At 69.6% G+C, this 16720-nt stretch carries 15 protein-coding genes; 12 read left to right on the forward strand and 3 right to left on the reverse strand.

Annotation, left to right across the window (positions count from 1 at the left end; translation table 11 throughout):
* The first annotated feature begins 98 nt into the window (after positions 1–98).
* The 4 genes from rplM to AC1D1G_RS16100 all read left to right on the forward strand — a co-directional run bounded on the left by rplM (position 99) and on the right by AC1D1G_RS16100 (position 2892).
* Positions 99–542, forward strand: coding sequence for a 50S ribosomal protein L13 (gene rplM, locus AC1D1G_RS16085; protein ID WP_005239728.1), 444 nt, complete (start codon positions 99–101; stop codon positions 540–542).
* The gene (gene rpsI / locus AC1D1G_RS16090; protein WP_477952864.1) at positions 539–1075 is read left to right on the forward strand and encodes a 30S ribosomal protein S9; all 537 of its coding nucleotides are present in this window, start codon (positions 539–541) and stop codon (positions 1073–1075) included. Before rplM ends, rpsI begins: the two co-directional genes overlap by 4 nt.
* A gap of 138 nt (positions 1076–1213) precedes the next feature.
* The gene (gene glmM / locus AC1D1G_RS16095) at positions 1214–2551 is read left to right on the forward strand and encodes a phosphoglucosamine mutase (protein WP_477952865.1); all 1338 of its coding nucleotides are present in this window, start codon (positions 1214–1216) and stop codon (positions 2549–2551) included.
* A gap of 86 nt (positions 2552–2637) precedes the next feature.
* Entirely contained in the window at positions 2638–2892 is a 255-nt protein-coding gene (locus tag AC1D1G_RS16100) for a hypothetical protein (protein WP_477952866.1), read from the forward strand.
* Between the two features lie 2425 nt (positions 2893–5317).
* Here AC1D1G_RS16100 and AC1D1G_RS16105 read toward each other — a convergent pair.
* On the reverse strand, positions 5318–6154 hold the full coding sequence (locus tag AC1D1G_RS16105; protein ID WP_037245016.1) for a dienelactone hydrolase family protein: 837 nt from the start codon (positions 6152–6154) through the stop codon (positions 5318–5320).
* A gap of 97 nt (positions 6155–6251) precedes the next feature.
* Between AC1D1G_RS16105 and glmS the strand changes: the two genes are divergently transcribed.
* Positions 6252–8114 carry a glutamine--fructose-6-phosphate transaminase (isomerizing) gene (gene glmS / locus AC1D1G_RS16110; RefSeq protein WP_105412631.1) on the forward strand — a complete coding sequence of 621 codons (1863 nt, stop codon included), beginning with the start codon at positions 6252–6254 and terminating at the stop codon, positions 8112–8114.
* Positions 8115–8150: 36 nt separating this feature from the next.
* On the opposite strand, the gene AC1D1G_RS16115 is transcribed toward glmS, so the two are convergent.
* On the reverse strand, positions 8151–8492 hold the full coding sequence (locus tag AC1D1G_RS16115; RefSeq protein WP_477952868.1) for a cupredoxin domain-containing protein: 342 nt from the start codon (positions 8490–8492) through the stop codon (positions 8151–8153).
* An 85-nt stretch (positions 8493–8577) separates the two neighbouring features.
* Between AC1D1G_RS16115 and AC1D1G_RS16120 the strand changes: the two genes are divergently transcribed.
* The 7 genes from AC1D1G_RS16120 to tsaD are packed head-to-tail and all read left to right on the forward strand — an operon-like array spanning position 8578 to position 15045.
* Entirely contained in the window at positions 8578–10059 is a 1482-nt protein-coding gene (locus tag AC1D1G_RS16120) for an NAD(P)H-hydrate dehydratase (RefSeq protein WP_477952870.1), read from the forward strand.
* Positions 10060–10076: 17 nt separating this feature from the next.
* Positions 10077–11279 carry an alanine racemase gene (gene alr, locus AC1D1G_RS16125; RefSeq protein ID WP_477952871.1) on the forward strand — a complete coding sequence of 401 codons (1203 nt, stop codon included), beginning with the start codon at positions 10077–10079 and terminating at the stop codon, positions 11277–11279.
* A gap of 3 nt (positions 11280–11282) precedes the next feature.
* On the forward strand, positions 11283–12347 hold the full coding sequence (locus AC1D1G_RS16130; protein WP_280782657.1) for an alpha/beta fold hydrolase: 1065 nt from the start codon (positions 11283–11285) through the stop codon (positions 12345–12347).
* Positions 12337–12825 carry a tRNA (adenosine(37)-N6)-threonylcarbamoyltransferase complex ATPase subunit type 1 TsaE gene (gene tsaE / locus AC1D1G_RS16135; protein WP_283332997.1) on the forward strand — a complete coding sequence of 163 codons (489 nt, stop codon included), beginning with the start codon at positions 12337–12339 and terminating at the stop codon, positions 12823–12825. Before AC1D1G_RS16130 ends, tsaE begins: the two co-directional genes overlap by 11 nt.
* Before the next feature lie 50 nt (positions 12826–12875).
* Positions 12876–13535 carry a tRNA (adenosine(37)-N6)-threonylcarbamoyltransferase complex dimerization subunit type 1 TsaB gene (gene tsaB, locus AC1D1G_RS16140; protein ID WP_477952894.1) on the forward strand — a complete coding sequence of 220 codons (660 nt, stop codon included), beginning with the start codon at positions 12876–12878 and terminating at the stop codon, positions 13533–13535.
* Positions 13532–14011, forward strand: coding sequence for a ribosomal protein S18-alanine N-acetyltransferase (gene rimI, locus AC1D1G_RS16145; protein ID WP_283353389.1), 480 nt, complete (start codon positions 13532–13534; stop codon positions 14009–14011). Before tsaB ends, rimI begins: the two co-directional genes overlap by 4 nt.
* Positions 14008–15045: a tRNA (adenosine(37)-N6)-threonylcarbamoyltransferase complex transferase subunit TsaD gene (tsaD, locus tag AC1D1G_RS16150; protein WP_477952873.1), complete on the forward strand. Its 1038-nt coding sequence runs from the start codon at positions 14008–14010 to the stop codon at positions 15043–15045. Before rimI ends, tsaD begins: the two co-directional genes overlap by 4 nt.
* On the opposite strand, the gene AC1D1G_RS16155 is transcribed toward tsaD, so the two are convergent.
* Complete coding sequence (locus tag AC1D1G_RS16155) at positions 15038–16642, reverse strand: DUF7159 family protein (RefSeq protein ID WP_477952875.1); 1605 nt, start codon at positions 16640–16642, stop codon at positions 15038–15040. The two genes, tsaD and AC1D1G_RS16155, sit on opposite strands and share 8 nt — an antisense overlap.
* Between the last annotated feature and the right edge of the window lie 78 nt (positions 16643–16720).

Raw genomic sequence — 16720 nt, forward strand, 5'->3', positions numbered from 1 at the left:
TCGCAGTGGCTGGCGGTTCTCGGGTCTCAACTGGCCGCCGGGAATCGCTCGACGATACGCAATGGCCAGCAGCGGATTGAACAAGACGAGGAAGATCTGTGTCTACGTACACCCCGAAGGCCGGAGATGTGACCCGCACGTGGCACGTCATCGACGCCACTGACGTGGTGCTCGGCCGCCTTGCCGTCCAGGCAGCCAACTTGCTGCGCGGCAAGCACAAGCCCACCTTTGCACCGCACGTTGACGGCGGCGACTTCGTCGTCATCATCAACGCCGAGAAGGTTGCCATCAGCGGCAACAAGCGTGAGGGCAAGTTCCTCTACCACCACTCCGGACACCCCGGTGGTCTGAAGTCCCGCTCCGTCGGTGAGGTTCTCGACAAGAACCCCGACCGCCTCGTGGAGAAGGCCATCGTCGGCATGCTTCCCAAGAACAAGCTGGGTCGCGCCATCAGCAGCAAGCTGAAGGTCTACGCGGGCCCGAACCACCCCCACGCCGCGCAGCAGCCGGTGCCATTCGAGATCAAGCAGGTGGCCCAGTGACGGCGCCGGAGGAGCAGAACGTGTCCAACCCCGAAGAGATCACCGAGGCTGTCGAGGTCGCGGCGGACGAGTACGTGTCCGTCGAGGAGCCCGAGGTCGCCGAGGACATCGAGGCCGCTGCTGCGCCGCAGGCCCCGATCGTGATCGATCGCCCCATCCAGACCGTCGGTCGTCGTAAGGAAGCGGTTGTCCGCGTCCGTCTGACCCCCGGTTCGGGCGACTTCAAGCTCAACGGCCGCACCATCGAGGACTACTTCCCGAACAAGGTGCACCAGCAGCTGATCAAGGCTCCGCTGGTCACGGTCGAGCGTGCCGAGTCCTTCGACATCGTGGCGCTGTTGCACGGTGGCGGACCGTCCGGACAGGCCGGCGCACTGCGTCTCGCCATCGCCCGCGCGCTCATCGAGGTCACCCCCGAGGACCGTCCGGCTCTCAAGAGCGCCGGCTTCMTCACGCGTGACGCCCGCGCCGTCGAGCGCAAGAAGTACGGCCTGAAGAAGGCCCGCAAGGCATCTCAGTACTCGAAGCGCTGATGTGTCGCCGAAGCCGCCCTCCGGGGTCGGCTTCGGCACCTGTTCTTCCCGAGAGCAGGCGTCCATCGTTACCGGACGCCTGCTCTCGTGCTTTATCCGAGATGTAGTGGGTTTTCCTAGGTGCGAGGGGTCTGGTCTATGGGTCGATTGTTCGGGACGGATGGGGTTCGTGGTCTCGCGAATACCGAGCTGACCGCCGAGTTGGCGTTGCAGGTGGCCTCCGCCGCCGCGACGGTGCTGGCGTCGCCGGGGTCGGGGGGACGCAAGACGGCTGTGGTCGGTCGTGACCCGAGAGCCAGCGGTGAAATGCTCGAGGCGGCGGTCGTCGCGGGCCTGACGTCGGCGGGTGTCGACGTTCTGAACGTCGGGGTGCTGCCGACACCCGCGGTGGCCTACCTGACCGCGGAGCTGGACGCAGCTCTCGGTGTCATGATCTCCGCCTCGCACAATCCCATGCCCGACAACGGCATCAAGATCTTCGCGGCCGGCGGACACAAACTCGACGACGAGGTGGAAGACCGGATCGAGGCCGTCGCCGCCGGAACCACGACACGGCGGGCGCCGACCGGTGCGGGGATCGGACGTGTTCGCACGGTGCCGGACGCCGCGGAACGGTATCTGCAGCACCTGGCGACCGCACTCCCGAACAGCCTCGACGGGCTGACCGTGGTGGTGGACTGTGCGCACGGCGCGGCATCGGGCGTCGCTCCCGCCGCCTACCGGGCCGCAGGCGCCACCGTCGTCGCGATCAACGCCGAACCCGACGGCCTCAACATCAACGAGAACTGCGGGTCGACGCACCTCGAAAGCCTGCAGAAGGCGGTCGTCGAGCACAGCGCCGATCTCGGGCTGGCGCACGACGGGGATGCGGATCGGTGCCTCGCCGTCGATGCCGCCGGTTCCCTCATCGACGGCGACGCCATCATGACCGTGCTCGCCCTCGGCATGCGCGACGCGGGCGAACTGGTGGACAACACCCTCGTCGCGACGGTCATGAGCAATCTCGGTTTGCACATCGCGATGCGGGAGGCCGGGATCACACTGGTCACCACTGCCGTCGGTGATCGCTACGTCCTCGAAGGACTCCGGTCCGGTGGCTTCAGCCTGGGCGGCGAACAGTCCGGAMACGTCGTGTTCCCCGCCTTCGGCACCACCGGCGACGGAGTGCTGACAGGACTGCGGCTGATGGGCCGGATGGCGGAGACCGGACAAGCGATCGCAGATCTGGCGGCGGCGATGACGACGCTTCCGCAGGTTCTGGTCAACGTGAGGGTCGCCGACAAGCGCGCCGTCGCGGCGTCCCCGGTCGTGCTGGACGCGGTCGTGGCCGCCGAGCGCAGCCTGGGCGACAACGGCCGGGTGCTGCTGCGGCCGTCGGGAACCGAACAACTCGTCCGCGTGATGGTCGAGGCGTCGGACATCGAAGTAGCCCGGAAACTCGCCGACGAACTGGCGGGCACCGTCGCCTCCGTGTGAGCGGACACAACGCACCGATCGGCCGGGGGAACCGATCGGTGCGCTGTCGCGTCTAATGCAGTAGGTCGCGAAGAGAGGGTGGGGCAATGAGCGATGGGCTCGAGGTGGACGTCGTGGTGGTGACGGACGCGGGTACGAGACTGCTGCGGTCGGCGGAGGTCCTGAGACAGCAGGCCGCCGAGACCGCCCGGCTGGAATTCGGTGGGGCACACGCGGGCCGCGACTACGCCGCGAAGGGTGACGCGGTGCGTGACGCCCTCGGCGTCGTCGAGCTCGCGCTCGGGCAGTGGGCCGCGGACGCGGAATCGTTCGGGCACGCGTTCCGGTCACCGCCGACGTGAACGGGGTGCAGTGGTGACCGCGGATCCGAGAGCGCTGATCGACGACCCGAACCTGAGCCGCGAATACAAGGAGCAACTCCTCCAGTCCTGGGCGGGCTCCCGCGAGGAGGACGAGTCGTCCTGGCAGCCGTACTTCGACGAGTACGGGCTCGACAAGCGTGACCGGACTCCCTCCGCCGATCAGCGGTACGCCGCATTGCTGGAGCAGGGCAGCGACTGCCAGGCCGCGAACGCATCCCGGAACGCGCTGGGGGAGCACCTGCGCCCGAATGCCCTCAACGTTCCCGACGACATGCTCGATCTCGGCGCGCGAGCCTCGAATTCTTCGAGTTGTTCCTCCCCGCCGCGACACGACTGGGGTACGAATCCCGCGAACTCGCCGACTACTACGCGAGGTTCGACGCGGAACGGGGGATGCGCCTGCACACACTCGCCCACGACGTCGACACCCTCGGGCGCAGCCTCGACACGGCCCGCACCGAACTCGACGAGAACGAGAGATGCGTCGCCGCAGTGCGAACCGGGTGGAGCGGAGTCGCCGCCGCGGCAGCGATCGACGCCGCCGACCGACAGAACGTCCAGGCGGACGCCACCATCGGTCGGCTCCACGATCTCGCCGAGGTGCTGTTCGAGGCGAACCTCACGCTGAGCGCCGCGGTGACGAACAAGGCGTACAAGGTGGTGTCTCTGCATCAGCCGACGGTGGGCGGGTACAGCGCGGCCCAGATCGACGTTCTCGCGCGGATCTACGCCGAGGGCAAGGACGGCGACAACTCCGCCGCGAAGGACTGCATGGAAGATGCGTCGTACTGGTTCCCCGAACTCGCCGACGACGACTACCGGCATGTCAACGGCCTGTACAAGGACGGGGGCGGCGGTGCGCTCCGCCGACTCGACCGGGAGGACGTGGTGCGGCGGGCCGCCGGAATCACCAAGGACTGGTTCGACGCGAACTTCCGGTACGTGTACGAGGAGAAGCAGCAGGAGTTCACCGCCGCGTGTGTGGACTGCGCCGAGGCGGTGCACGCCGCCTATGACGCCGTCGTCGCCGAGGCGCGGTCGATCGAGGTGCAGCCCGGTTTTCGTCCCGAGGACACTCCCGATCCGGCACCCGCGCCGAGGGCGCCCGAGGTGCACGACGCCGACACTGTCCCCGCCGCTGCGCCCGCTGTGCCGACGGCGCCCGCCACCTCACCCGCGACGAACGGGCCGGCGTATGTCCCGCCTCGATCCGGTGGTGGAGACGCGGCAACCATTCCGATGGCCGCCGCACCACCGCCAACCGCACCACCGACAACCGCGCCGATGGTCGCTGCGCCACTGACAACCGCGCCACCGCCGATGGTCGCTGCGCCACTGACAACCGCGCCACCGCCGATGGCTGCGGCGCCGCCGATGGCCGCCGTGCCGCCGATGGCCGCCGTGCCGCCGATGGCCGCCGTGCCTCCGATGGCTACTGCCCCGGGCCTCGGGAGTATTCCCGGTCCGGGTGATCTGGTACGTCAAGGTCTCGCGGGAGGTCTGGCGGATCTCGGTTCGATCCTTCGCCCGTTGATCGAGGACACCGTCTCGGCCCTCACCCACAGGGACGACGAAGAACGGAACACCGAGGACCTCGGCGACGGACACGCCGATCCGCGGGAGGACGGCGGCGAGCCGGCCGACGGCGTCCCACACGACAAGAGCCTCGAACTGAACCTCGACGGACAGTTGTGGACCCTCGCCGTCGATGCGGACGGTCAGGGAATTCATCTCGAGCTGAACGACGGACAGGGCGGGACGGCCAGGTTCGGAGTCGAGATCGGGCCGAATGGTCTGCCGCAGATCACAGCGGAAACCGGTGCGGGCGAAGGAGACTCTGCAGATGCCGACTGCGCACCCGCCTCGCGGACCCTGGAATCACAGGTCAGCGATGATGCCGAGGCCGCCCCGGATGCGACATCCGAAGAACAGCCGGCGCCCGGCCGACCGGCCGTGGACGCCGTGCCGGACAACGAGACCATACCGGCCCTTGCGCCGGCCGGAGACGCCGCAGCCGACCCGCAACCACAGGTGGTGTCAGTGCAGCAGCAGCCGGCTCCCGAGACGCCCGCCGAGGCCCCGCCGCTGGGCGAACCGCGATCCGCGCCCGAACTGGCGACAGTCCCGTGGGCGGATTCGACAGCGGCGCCGAGTTGGCCGAGGCCGGGCCGCTGTGAGCCACCGAGCCGCACAGTTGCGTGCGCAACGGGCACAGATGCGGGCCGACCTCGAAATGTTCCGGGAACGGATCGACGAGCGCAGTGCCCGAGACGAGGAAGCCGCGGCGAACGGGTCCGGCCGCAGCGGGACCGAGCTTGCAGCGGCATCACCCGCGGCTGCGCCACCGGAAACCCTCGACGACGAGTTCTATCGTCCGCGCAGCTGGCTGGTGTGACCGGAGAACTCAGATGTGCGGGAGCACACCCTCGAAGCCGGCGTCGGTGTGCTCCTCGTGCGGATCGACGAGCGTGGTGTGGGGAAGTTCGGCGTCCGCCTTCGCGAACACCTCGTACTTCTTGTCCTCGGTGAGGTGATAGAGCAGGAAGCCGGTGAGCAGCGCGCGTGTGATCTGCTGGGTCTTCCGCTCGGAACCGCCGATGCCGAGTGCACCCAGGAGGCGGCGTCCCTCGGTGAGCCCGGACTCCTTGGCGCCGTTGACGGCGCGCAGGACGTGTTCCCCGCCCCACGCCTCGGCCAGCGCCTTGGCGTTGCTGTTCATGGTGTCGATGTCGGCACCGGCGACGACGAGCCCCGGCGCTGTGATCTTGGACGCATACTTCTCGGCCTTCGGCGCGGTCGGTGCCGGGAACAAGGCGGCGACCGCCGATACGTCCCGTTGCGCGGCGGCGAGCACCGCCACACCCGCWCCCATCCCGTGTCCTGCGAACGCGACGCGGTCGGGCTGCACGCTGATCTGGCCGGGACCGAGACGCACACCCACACAGATGTCGAGGGTGGCCCGCAGGTCGGTGGCGAGGCCCAGGTGGGAAGGCACGGGTCCGCGTTCACTGTTGGGAGCGGCCACGACGATTCCCCACGACGCCAGATGCTCGAGCGTCTTCCGGTAGTGGTCGGCACCTGCCATCCAACTGTGCGCGAACGCGACGGCGGGCAGGTTGAAGCCTGATTCGGGCGTGTATACGACGCCCGGCTGTCCGGCGAGTGCGAGGTCACCCCGCAGCACGCGGTGCGGTCCTCGCTTGGACAGTTCACGGGCCAGGGTCTTCGGTTTCGGCGCCACGGGGAGAACGTTATCCGATTCGCGGGCCGGCGAGAGAGCCGATGCGGCCCACACTCCGACTTCGCCGCGTCGCCCGGTCCAAGTACCCTGATGAACCATGTGCGGAATCGTGGGATACGTCGGCCACCGGCAGGCTCTGACTGTTGTGGTGGAGGCCTTGCGGCGAATGGAATACCGCGGATACGACTCCGCCGGTATCGCCGTGCTCGACGGCCACGGCGGCATGGCGGTCGAGCGGAAGGCGGGTCGTCTCGCGAATCTCGAGGCCGAACTCGACGAGGTCGGGGCCGAGCACTTCACCGGGAGCACCGGGATCGGTCACACGCGGTGGGCCACGCACGGCAGGCCGACCGACCGCAACGCGCACCCGCACCGTGATGCGGGTAACACGGTTGCCGTCGTGCACAACGGCATCATCGAGAACTTCGCCCCGCTGCGGGCCGAACTCGAGCACGACGGAGTCGACTTCGCCAGCGACACCGACACCGAGGTCGCGGTGCACCTCGTCGCGCGGGCCTACGCCTCGGGCGAGACGGCCGGTGACTTCGTCGCGAGTGCGCTGAGCGTGCTGCGCAGGCTCGAGGGCGCGTTCACGCTCGTCTTCACGCATTCGGACCACCCGGACACCATCGTCGCGGCGCGTCGCTCGACGCCCCTCGTCATCGGTGTCGGCGAGGGAGAGACGTTCCTCGGATCCGATGTCGCGGCGTTCATCGAGCACACCCGTGATGCGGTCGAGCTGGGGCAGGACCAGGTGGTGGTGATCACCGCGGACGGGTACTCGATTCTGAACTTCGACGGATCCGAGGCGCAGGGCCGCCCGTTCCGCATCGACTGGGACCTCGCCGCCGCCGAGAAGGGCGGCCACGACTACTTCATGCTCAAGGAGATCGAGGAGCAGCCGGCCGCGGTCGCGGACACTCTCCTGGGGCATTTCCAGGACGGGAAGATCGTTCTCGACGAGCAGCGACTGTCGGATCAGGAACTGCGCGACGTCGACAAGGTCTTCGTCGTCGCCTGCGGCAGCGCCTACCACTCGGGGCTGCTCGCGAAGTACGCCATCGAGCACTGGACCCGGCTGCCCGTCGAGGTCGAGCTCGCCAGCGAGTTCCGCTACCGCGACCCGGTCCTGGACCGGTCGACGCTGGTCGTGGCCATCTCGCAGTCCGGTGAGACGGCCGACACCCTCGAGGCCGTGCGCCACGCCAAGGACCAGAAGGCGCGGGTGCTGGCGGTGTGCAACACGAACGGCGCCCAGATTCCGCGAGAGGCGGACGCCGTCCTTTACACCCGGGCAGGTCCGGAGATCGGTGTCGCGTCGACCAAGGCGTTCCTCGCGCAGGTCACGGCGAACTACCTGGTCGGTCTGGCCCTCGCCCAGGCCCGCGGCACCAAGTACCCGGACGAGGTCGCACGCGAGTACGCCGATCTCGAGGCGATGCCCGACCTGGTGAGCCGGGTACTCGAGACGGTCGAGCCGGTGCGGGCGCTGGCGCGGGAGCTGGCGTCGTCGTCGACGGTGCTGTTCCTGGGCCGCCACGTGGGCTACCCCGTGGCGCTCGAGGGTGCGCTCAAGCTCAAGGAGCTGGCGTACATGCACGCCGAGGGCTTCGCGGCCGGCGAGCTCAAGCACGGGCCGATCGCGTTGATCGAGGACGGGTTGCCGGTGATCATCGTGATGCCGTCGCCGAAGGGGCGCGCGGTGCTGCACTCGAAGCTGCTGAGCAACATCCGGGAGATCCAGGCCCGCGGTGCGCGGACCGTGGTGATCGCGGAGGAGGGCGACGAGGCCGTGCGCCCGTTCGCCGATCACCTGATCGAGATCCCGGCGGCGCCGACGCTCCTGCAGCCGCTGCTGTCGACGGTGCCGTTGCAGGTGTTCGCGGCGGAGGTCGCGCAGACGCGCGGCTACGACGTCGACAAGCCGCGTAACCTCGCGAAGTCCGTCACCGTCGAATAACAACCACCGTAGGGGCGTGGCCGGGCCGGCTGCGCCCTACGGGGTGACCACGACGGTGCCCGTCATCTCGGGGTGCAGCGAACACGTGTATTCGTAGGTCCCCGGTTCGGTGAACGTGTAGGTGAACGTGCCGGTCTGCATCAGACGGCTTCGCAGCACACTTTTCGCGGCGCCGACACCCACCACGTCGTGGGTGACACCCCGGTCGTCGAAATTCCAGGTGACGGTGTCGCCCGCCTTGACGGTGAGTGTCGCGGGCGCATACGCCATGTTCGCGACCTGCACGACGGGTCCGGTCGGCGCCTCGGGCGCCGTGCTGTCGGGCGAACCGCATCCGGACACGACGCCCGCCATCGAAATGCTTGCGGCGAGAGCCACTCCGGCGATCCACGAGCTTCCACGTCCACGCATGACGTCGAGCGTAGTCTGGCCCGGTACCGACCCTTCTCGACGAGGAGTTCCCATGCGGGGCTACTACACCGCTGACGAGGTTCGAGCCGCGGAGGCGCCGTTGCTGGCGTCTCTTCCCGACGGCGCGCTGATGCGACGCGCAGCGCATGGGCTCGCCACGGTGGTGGCGGCGGAGCTGCGGGCGCGGACCGGGGGCGTCGCGGGTCGAACGATCACGGTGCTGGTGGGGTCCGGCGACAACGGCGGGGACGCGTTGTGGGCGGCGTCGATGCTGCGGGGGCGTGGTGTTGCGGCCACCGCGGTCCTGCTGAAACCGGAGAAGGCGCATGAGGCGGGGCTGGCGGCGTTCACTGCGGCCGGCGGCCGGGTGGCCGCCCCGTCCGACGAGCTGGGCATGCCCGATCTGGTGATCGACGGGATCGTCGGAATCTCCGGCAGGGGGTCGCTGCGGCCCGATGCTGCGGCGCTGGTCGACCGGATCGAGGCTCCGATCGTGTCGGCGGACCTGCCGAGCGGTGTGGACCCGGACACGGGTGCGGTCGACGGCCCCGCCGTGCGCGCCGCCGTCACCGTCGCATTCGGTGCCCTCAAACCGGTTCACGCGCTCGGCGCGGTGCACTGCGGCCGGGTCGAGCTCGTGGACATCGGACTGTCGCTCGGCGACGCGGGGATCACCGCCCTCGACGCCGCCGACGTCGGTGCTGCGTGGCCGGTGCCGGGGGCGGACGACGACAAGTATTCGCAGGGCGTGGTGGGAGTGGTCGCGGGCAGCGACGGTTACCCGGGTGCCGGTGTGCTGTGCACGGGCGCCGCGGTCACGGCCACGTCGGGGCTCGTCCGCTACGCCGGGCCGTGCACGAACGAAGTGCTCGCGCACTCGCCGGAGGTGATCGCGACCACCGATCTCGCCAAGGCGGGACGCGTCCAGTCGTGGGTGGTCGGGCCGGGCATGGGAACCGACGACGCCGCCCGTCGCACGCTGCGGACGGTGCTCGACTCCGACGTGCCCGTGCTGGTCGACGCGGACGGTCTGACCCTGCTCGCCGAGGACCCGGACCTGGTGCGGTCGAGGACCGCAGCGACACTACTGACCCCCCACGCCGGGGAGTTCGCCCGGCTGACGGGGACGGATCCGGGTCCGGACCGGGTGGCGTCGGCACGCGCTCTCGCTGCCGACTGGAACGTTCACCTGCTGCTCAAGGGGCGGGCCACGGTGATCGCGGAACCCGGTGGCCGGATCTACGTCAACGAGGCGGGCGGGTCKTGGTCCGCCACCGCGGGGGCCGGGGACGTGCTCGCCGGGATCATCGGCTCACTCATGGCCGCGGGTATCGGCCCGGCCCGGGCCGCGGCGGTGGGTGCGCGAGCGCACTCGCTGGCCGCGAACCTGGCTGCCCGAGGCGGTGGCGCGGACCTCTCCGCAGGCCGCGGAACAGCACCGATCTCCGCCGGGACGCTGCTCGCGCACCTCCGGGAGTCGATCAGAGTTCTCCGTGCGGGGGTGTCACCCGAAGAAATGCCGGCCTCATCGTGAATGGCAGGATCGAGCATATGACGCTTGCTGAAGCAGTACCGGCCGACGACCACGGACACAGCGAACCCGCAGCGCCCACGGAGGCGCCGGCACCGCAGGCCGAGGCCGTCGTCGATCTGGACGCGATTGCGCACAACGTCCGCATCCTGCGCGACAGCGCCCGGGACGCGGCGATGATGGCCGTCGTGAAGGCGGACGGCTACAACCACGGCGCCGTACCCGTGGCACGCGCGGCGCTGGCCGCCGGAGCGTCGGAACTGGGCGTGACGACGGTGTCGGAGGCGCTGACTCTGCGCCGCGCGGGCATCGACGCCCCCGTCCTCGCCTGGCTGCACACCGTCGACGCCGACTTCGCCCCCGCGATCGCGGCCGGTGTCGAACTCGGCGTCTCCTCGCCCCGTCACCTCGCCGCGGTGGTCGCTGCCGCCCGGAGCGTCGGCACCACGGCGATCGTCACGATCAAGGTCGACACCGGACTGAACCGCAACGGGGTGGCACCCGACGAGCTGGCGCAGGTCCTCGTCGATCTGGCGCGCGCACAGGCCGAGGGCTCGGTGCGGCTGCGCGGCATCTTCTCGCATCTCGCCCACGCCGACGAGCCGCATCACGCCTGGATCGATTCCCAGCGAGATCGACTGGTTAGCGCGATCGCGGATGCCAAGCGGCAGGGCCTGGTCCCCGAAGTGGTGCACCTGTCCAATTCCGCGGCCACCCTAACCCGTCCCGACCTGCGGTTTGACATGGTTCGCCCGGGAATCGCGATATATGGGTTGTCGCCCGTACCCGAACTCGGTCAGTTCGGGTTGCGCCCGGCGATGACACTGCGATCGAGGGTGGCTCTGGTGAAGAAGGTAGCGGCAGGTGAAGGCGTGTCCTACGGGCACCAGTGGGTGGCCCCACGGGATACGACGGTGGCGCTGCTGCCGTTCGGCTACGCCGACGGGCTGCCGCGCTCGCTCAGCGGCCGTTTCGAGGTCCAGCTGGGCGCGCAGCGACGGCCGGGCATCGGACGCGTCTGCATGGACCAGGTGGTCGTCGATCTCGGACCGGACGGCGGCGGAGTCCGGGAGGGGGACACCGCCGTGTTCTTCGGCAACGGAGACCTCGGCGAGCCCAACGCGCAAGCGTGGGCCGATGAACTCGACACCATTCACTACGAGGTGGTGACAGGGGTACGCGGCCGCACGGTGCGCAGTTACGTCGGCGGGACGGGCACCTAGATCATGGGGTTGTCGAAGCGTCTGGGGCTCGTCGGCGGCCTGCTGAGCGCGCTGGCGCTCGGTTCGGTCGCCGGTGTCAACGCGCTACGCAGCGCGACCCGGCCGGGCCGCGAGATCTACGGTGACGAGGACTTCACGCTGATGTCGCGGGACCGGCGCAGCGTCGTGGTCACCGAGGACGGCGTCGCGCTCGCGGTCCGCGAGGTCGGCCCCGAGGACGCGCCGGTGACGGCGGTGTTCGTGCACGGCTACTGCCTGGACATGACGTCGTGGCATTTCCAGCGCCGCCAGCTCGCCGAGCGGTGGGGCGACGACGTGCGGATGGTGTTCTACGACCAACGCGGGCACGGCGATTCGGGTGTGCCGTCCACGGCGACCTGCACCATCGCTCAACTGGGCTCCGATCTCGCGACCGTGATCGAGGCGAAGGCCCCCACCGGACCGGTTGTGCTCGTGGGGCATTCGATGGGCGGAATGACGGTCCTGGCCTTCGCCGGGCAGCGGCCTGAACTGGTGGCGTCGCGGGTGGTCGGTGTGGGCCTGGTGGCCACGGCCGCCGCCGGTCTCAGCGAGACCGGGTTGACGCGGAACCTGCAGAACCCGGTCATCGACGGCTTCCGGATGGCAGTCCGGACCTCACCCGAACTCGTCCAGCACGCGCGCGGCGCGGCCCGCGTGCTGATCACCCCGATTCTGCGGGCGGCGTCGTACGGCACGGACGTGAGTCCGCGGCTGCACAAGTTCTCCGACTCCATGCTGGACCGGACGTCGGTGGTGACCATCGTGAACTTTCTGCGCACACTCGAATTGCACGACGAGTCCGCGTCACTCGAGGCGATCGAGCGCACCCCGTCCGTCGTGGTGTGCGGCGACAGCGACATGATCATCCCGTTCGGCAGCTCACGGAAACTGGCAGCGGACCTTCCGGAGTCCGAACTGGTACGGGTGCGCGGTGCCGGCCATCTGGTGCAGCTCGAATTCCCGTCCGTGGTGTCGGACGCCGTCGACCGGGTCCTGCATCGTGGCCTGGCGACGTACGAGTCGCGTGAGCAGTCCGATGTCGGCTGAAGAGGGAGTGTTGCCCGTGAGCGGGACCGTGGTGTTGCCGACGGCGGAGGACACCGAGCAGTTCGGCCGAGATCTCGCCCGGGGCCTCGTCGCCGGGGATCTCGTGGTGCTCGACGGACCCCTCGGTGCGGGGAAGACCGCACTGACGAAGGGGATCGGAGCCGGGCTCGGCGTGCAGGGGCGGGTGACTTCGCCCACATTCGTGATCGCGCGGGAGCACCGGGCGGGCACGCGGCCCGGCGGGGGCACCCCGGTCGGGATGGTGCACGTGGACGCGTACCGACTGGGTGGAAGCGGCCCCCACGCGCTGGACGAACTCGACGCGCTCGACCTCGACACCGACCTGACTGCAGCGGTTGTCGTCGTCGAATGGGGCGAGGGCATCGCGGAGCAGCTGGCCGATCGTCATCTGCGGGTACGCCTGCGCCGCGAACCGGAGACGGACGTCCGCACTGCCCACTGGGAGTGGATTTCCTGACGGGGTCGGGTGTCGGGAGCGGTTCTGACGTGCGAGTACCCTCAGTTACCGTGCTTGTTCTCGCCATCGACACGTCCACGCCTGCCGTGACCGCCGGAGTCGTCCGGGTTTCGRCCGATTCCGCATCGGTGGAGGCGGTGCACACCCTCGCGGTGCGCGTGACGGTCAACCCGCGCGCCCACGCGGAAGTGCTCACCCCGCACATCCTCGAATGCCTCACCGAGTCGGGGCACGTCGCCGCGGACCTCGACGCAGTGGTGGTCGGCGCCGGACCCGGGCCGTTCACCGGACTGCGCGTGGGGATGGCCACCGCCGCCGCGTTCGCCGACGCCCTCGGCATTCCGGCCCACGGCGTGTGCAGCCTCGACGCCATCGCCGCGCAGGTGGACGGCGACCGGAATCTGCTCGTCGTCACGGATGCACGGCGGCGTGAGGTGTACTGGGCGCGCTATTCGGCAGGGGTGCGGGTAGAAGGTCCCGCGGTGGTGAAGCCGCGCGAACTCGAGCCGATGCCGTCCGAGGTGGTGGCGGGATCGCCGTCACACGTCGACTTCTTCGATCTCCCGGTCGAGCCCGTGGAAACACCATCGCCCGCAGGACTGGTCGCGGTGGCCGCGGAGGCCCTGTTCAGTGATGCCGCCCCGGCGGCGCTCGTACCGCTCTACCTGCGGCGCCCGGACGCGGTCGAACTGGCGGACCGGAAGAAATGACTTTCCGCATCGAACCGATGGCGGCCGCCGACGCCGAACGGTGCGCGGAGCTCGAGACACTCCTCTTCGCCGGTGACGGACCCTGGAGCGCACGCGCATTCAGGGCGGAACTGGCCGCCCCGCACGTGCACTACACCGTGGCGCGGGACGACACCGGCCACGTCGTCGGGTACGCCGGAATCGCCCTGCTGGGTGACGGTTCACATCCCGAATCCGAGATACACACGATCGGAACGGATCCGGCGTGTCAGCGCCGGGGGATCGGCGGCGCCCTCCTCGACGAGCTCCTCCGAGTGGCCGACACCCGGGGTGGCCCGGTGTTTCTCGAAGTGCGCACCGACAACGACGCGGCGATCGCCCTCTACCGACGTGAAGGATTCGAGATCGTGGGAACCCGTAAGAAGTACTACCAACCGAGCGGTGCGGACGCCTTCACGATGCGTCGCCCCGGATCGGGTGAGGAGCCGGTGCAATGATCGTCATGGGGATCGAAAGCTCTTGTGACGAGACCGGAGTCGGCATCGTCCGGTGGAACGGTGACGGAACGTGCGAACTCCTCGCGGACGAGGTCGCATCCAGCGTCGAAGAGCACGCACGGTACGGCGGGGTGGTGCCGGAGGTCGCGTCCCGTGCGCACCTCGAGGCGATCGTCCCGACGATGCGGCGCGCCCTCGCCGCCGCCGGGATCGCCAAGCCGGACGCTCTCGCCGTCACCATCGGACCCGGTCTGGCCGGCGCCCTGCTCGTCGGTGTCGCGGCCGCGAAAGCCTATGCGGCGGCGTGGGACGTCCCGTTCTACGCGGTGAACCACCTCGGCGGTCACGTCTCGGTCGACACCCTCGAACACGGACCGATGCCGCCGTGCGTGGCACTGCTCGTGTCCGGTGGGCACACCCACCTCCTGCACGTCGAGGATCTTGCGAAGCCCATCGTCGAACTCGGCACCACCGTGGACGACGCCGCCGGCGAAGCCTTCGACAAGGTGGCCCGCCTCCTCGGCCTCGGATTCCCCGGTGGCCCCGCTCTCGACGCCGCGGCGCAGGACGGCGACCGCAACGCCATCCCCTTCCCGCGCGGTATGACCGGGCCCCGGGACGCCCGGCACGACTTCTCGTTCTCCGGGCTGAAAACGGCTGTCGCACGGTACGTGGAGTCCAAGGAGCGGGCAGGGGAGGTGTGCTCGGTGCCGGATATCGCCGCGAGCTTCCAGGAGGCCGTGGCGGACGTGCTGACGATGAAAGCGGTGCGGRCAGCCCGCGACGTCGGCGTGGACACGCTGGTTCTCGGTGGCGGCGCCACGGCCAACTCCCGCATCCGCGCACTCGCCGAGGAACGTTGCGCCGACGCCGGACTGACCCTGCGGGTACCGAAACCGCGCCTGTGCACCGACAACGGAGTGATGATCGCCTCGCTCGGCGCGCATCTGATCGCCGGCGGCGCCGCGCCGTCCCTGCTGACCGTGGCCAGCGACCCCGGACTGTCGGTGGCGACCAGTCAGGTGTTCAGCTGACCGGAATCGTGACGGTCTGCGTGGCCGGGGGAGTGAGCGCCTCACCGGGCTGAGCACCACTCGGTTGCGACGCATCGGGACTCGGAGCGACCGTGCCCGGCGCCGGGACCATCGGGAAGAGTCCCTCGGGTGCCGCGGGTGTACTGGGTTCCGCGGGAGCGGCGGGCGTCTCCGCAGGCGGCGGTGCCACCTCGGGAACGTCGGGTGCGGGCGCGACGGGGCTCGGTTCGTTCGGCGTGGATTCCCCCGGAACCTGCGGCCACAGCGGCGGAATCGCGGGCCATTCGATGTGCGGCCACGAGGGCTGCGGCGGGTTCGTTCCCGGCAGCGTCGGACGCGGCGGCGCCGTGGGTGTCGGCACCGGGGTGGTGGTGCGCGGTGTCGTGGTCTCGCTCGTCGAATCGGGCGTCCGCTCGGAGGTCCGGTCCGTCTGCGGTTCGGACGTGGGCGGCGCAACCTGATTCGGGTAGAACTCCGACGTCGGCGTCGGATCGTACGACGGAATCCGCGTGGCGGGAGGTTCGTCCGTTGTCGTTGTCGTGACCTGCTCGGTGGTCTGGAACATGTCGGTCCCCGCGGGGGAGACATTGGGATCCGGCGCGGGCGCGAGTTCCTTGACGCCGTACCCGAGAACGAGACCTCCGACCACGAGGGCGCCGACGAGTGCCCCCGACACCTTGGCAGCCGAACCGGGGCGGTTCGACTCGGTGGCCGGGTAGTCGCGGATGGCCGAGGAGACGGCGAGCAACGCCGCACCTTTCGCGGTCGCCGTGTCGGGTTCGGGCAGCACGACAACCCGTGCGGCGAATGCGTCGGCGACGGCGGAAGTGATCGCGGGAATGTTCGCGCCACCACCGACGAGGGCAAAGGCGTCCGGTTGACGTGGGGAGTCGGCGACGGTGGCGCGGATGAACTCCACCGCGACCCGGACAGTGGGTGCGGCGATCTCGTCGAACCTGGTGCGGCTGATCTCGATCGGGCGGATGCCCTGCAGGTCGATGTCGACGTGCGCGTTCGGCTCCGAGGACAACTGCTCCTTGGCGACGCGGCACCGCGCCGAGAGCAGATCGCGGTCCAGGTGCCGAAGGGGATGCGGGGTCGAGAGGCTGCCGACGACGTGGTGGAAGACGAGGTCGTCGATTCCGGTGCCGCTCACACGGCTCGTGCGGTCGGTGTGCAGGACGGTGCCGTCGACCTGATCGACGACGGCGACGGACAGTCCGGACTCGCCGAAGTCGACGATCGCGACCGTGGCATGCTGGGCGACCTCGCCGGTGTGCCGCAGGTAGGTGAGCGTGGCGGCGGTCTCGGGCACGAGATGCACGCGGTGCCGCTGCCTGCTGACGGCGCTGCGGATCGAATGCGCCTGTTCCGCCGTGCGGTACGCGACGGCGAACGCGTCGGGAGTGGTGGGGTCGGCAGGGACCTGGGTGGTCATCAGCGCGATCGACGAGCGGACCAGGTCACCGAGGTCGGTGTGCGCCTGATCGGCGGACAGGTAACGGAACTCGACGTTCTGCGTACCGTTCGAGGCCGTGGTGACGAGGGCGGAACCCACACCGGACGCACCGGTGGACATCCCCAAGGACATCCCCATCACACACCCCCTCACGTTTTCGACGCGTGACCTGCCATCTCTGTCGGAACGCCCTGTTCAGCGGGGAATCCCTGCCCG

This window comes from Rhodococcus sp. P3_B8, assembly GCF_056402775.1.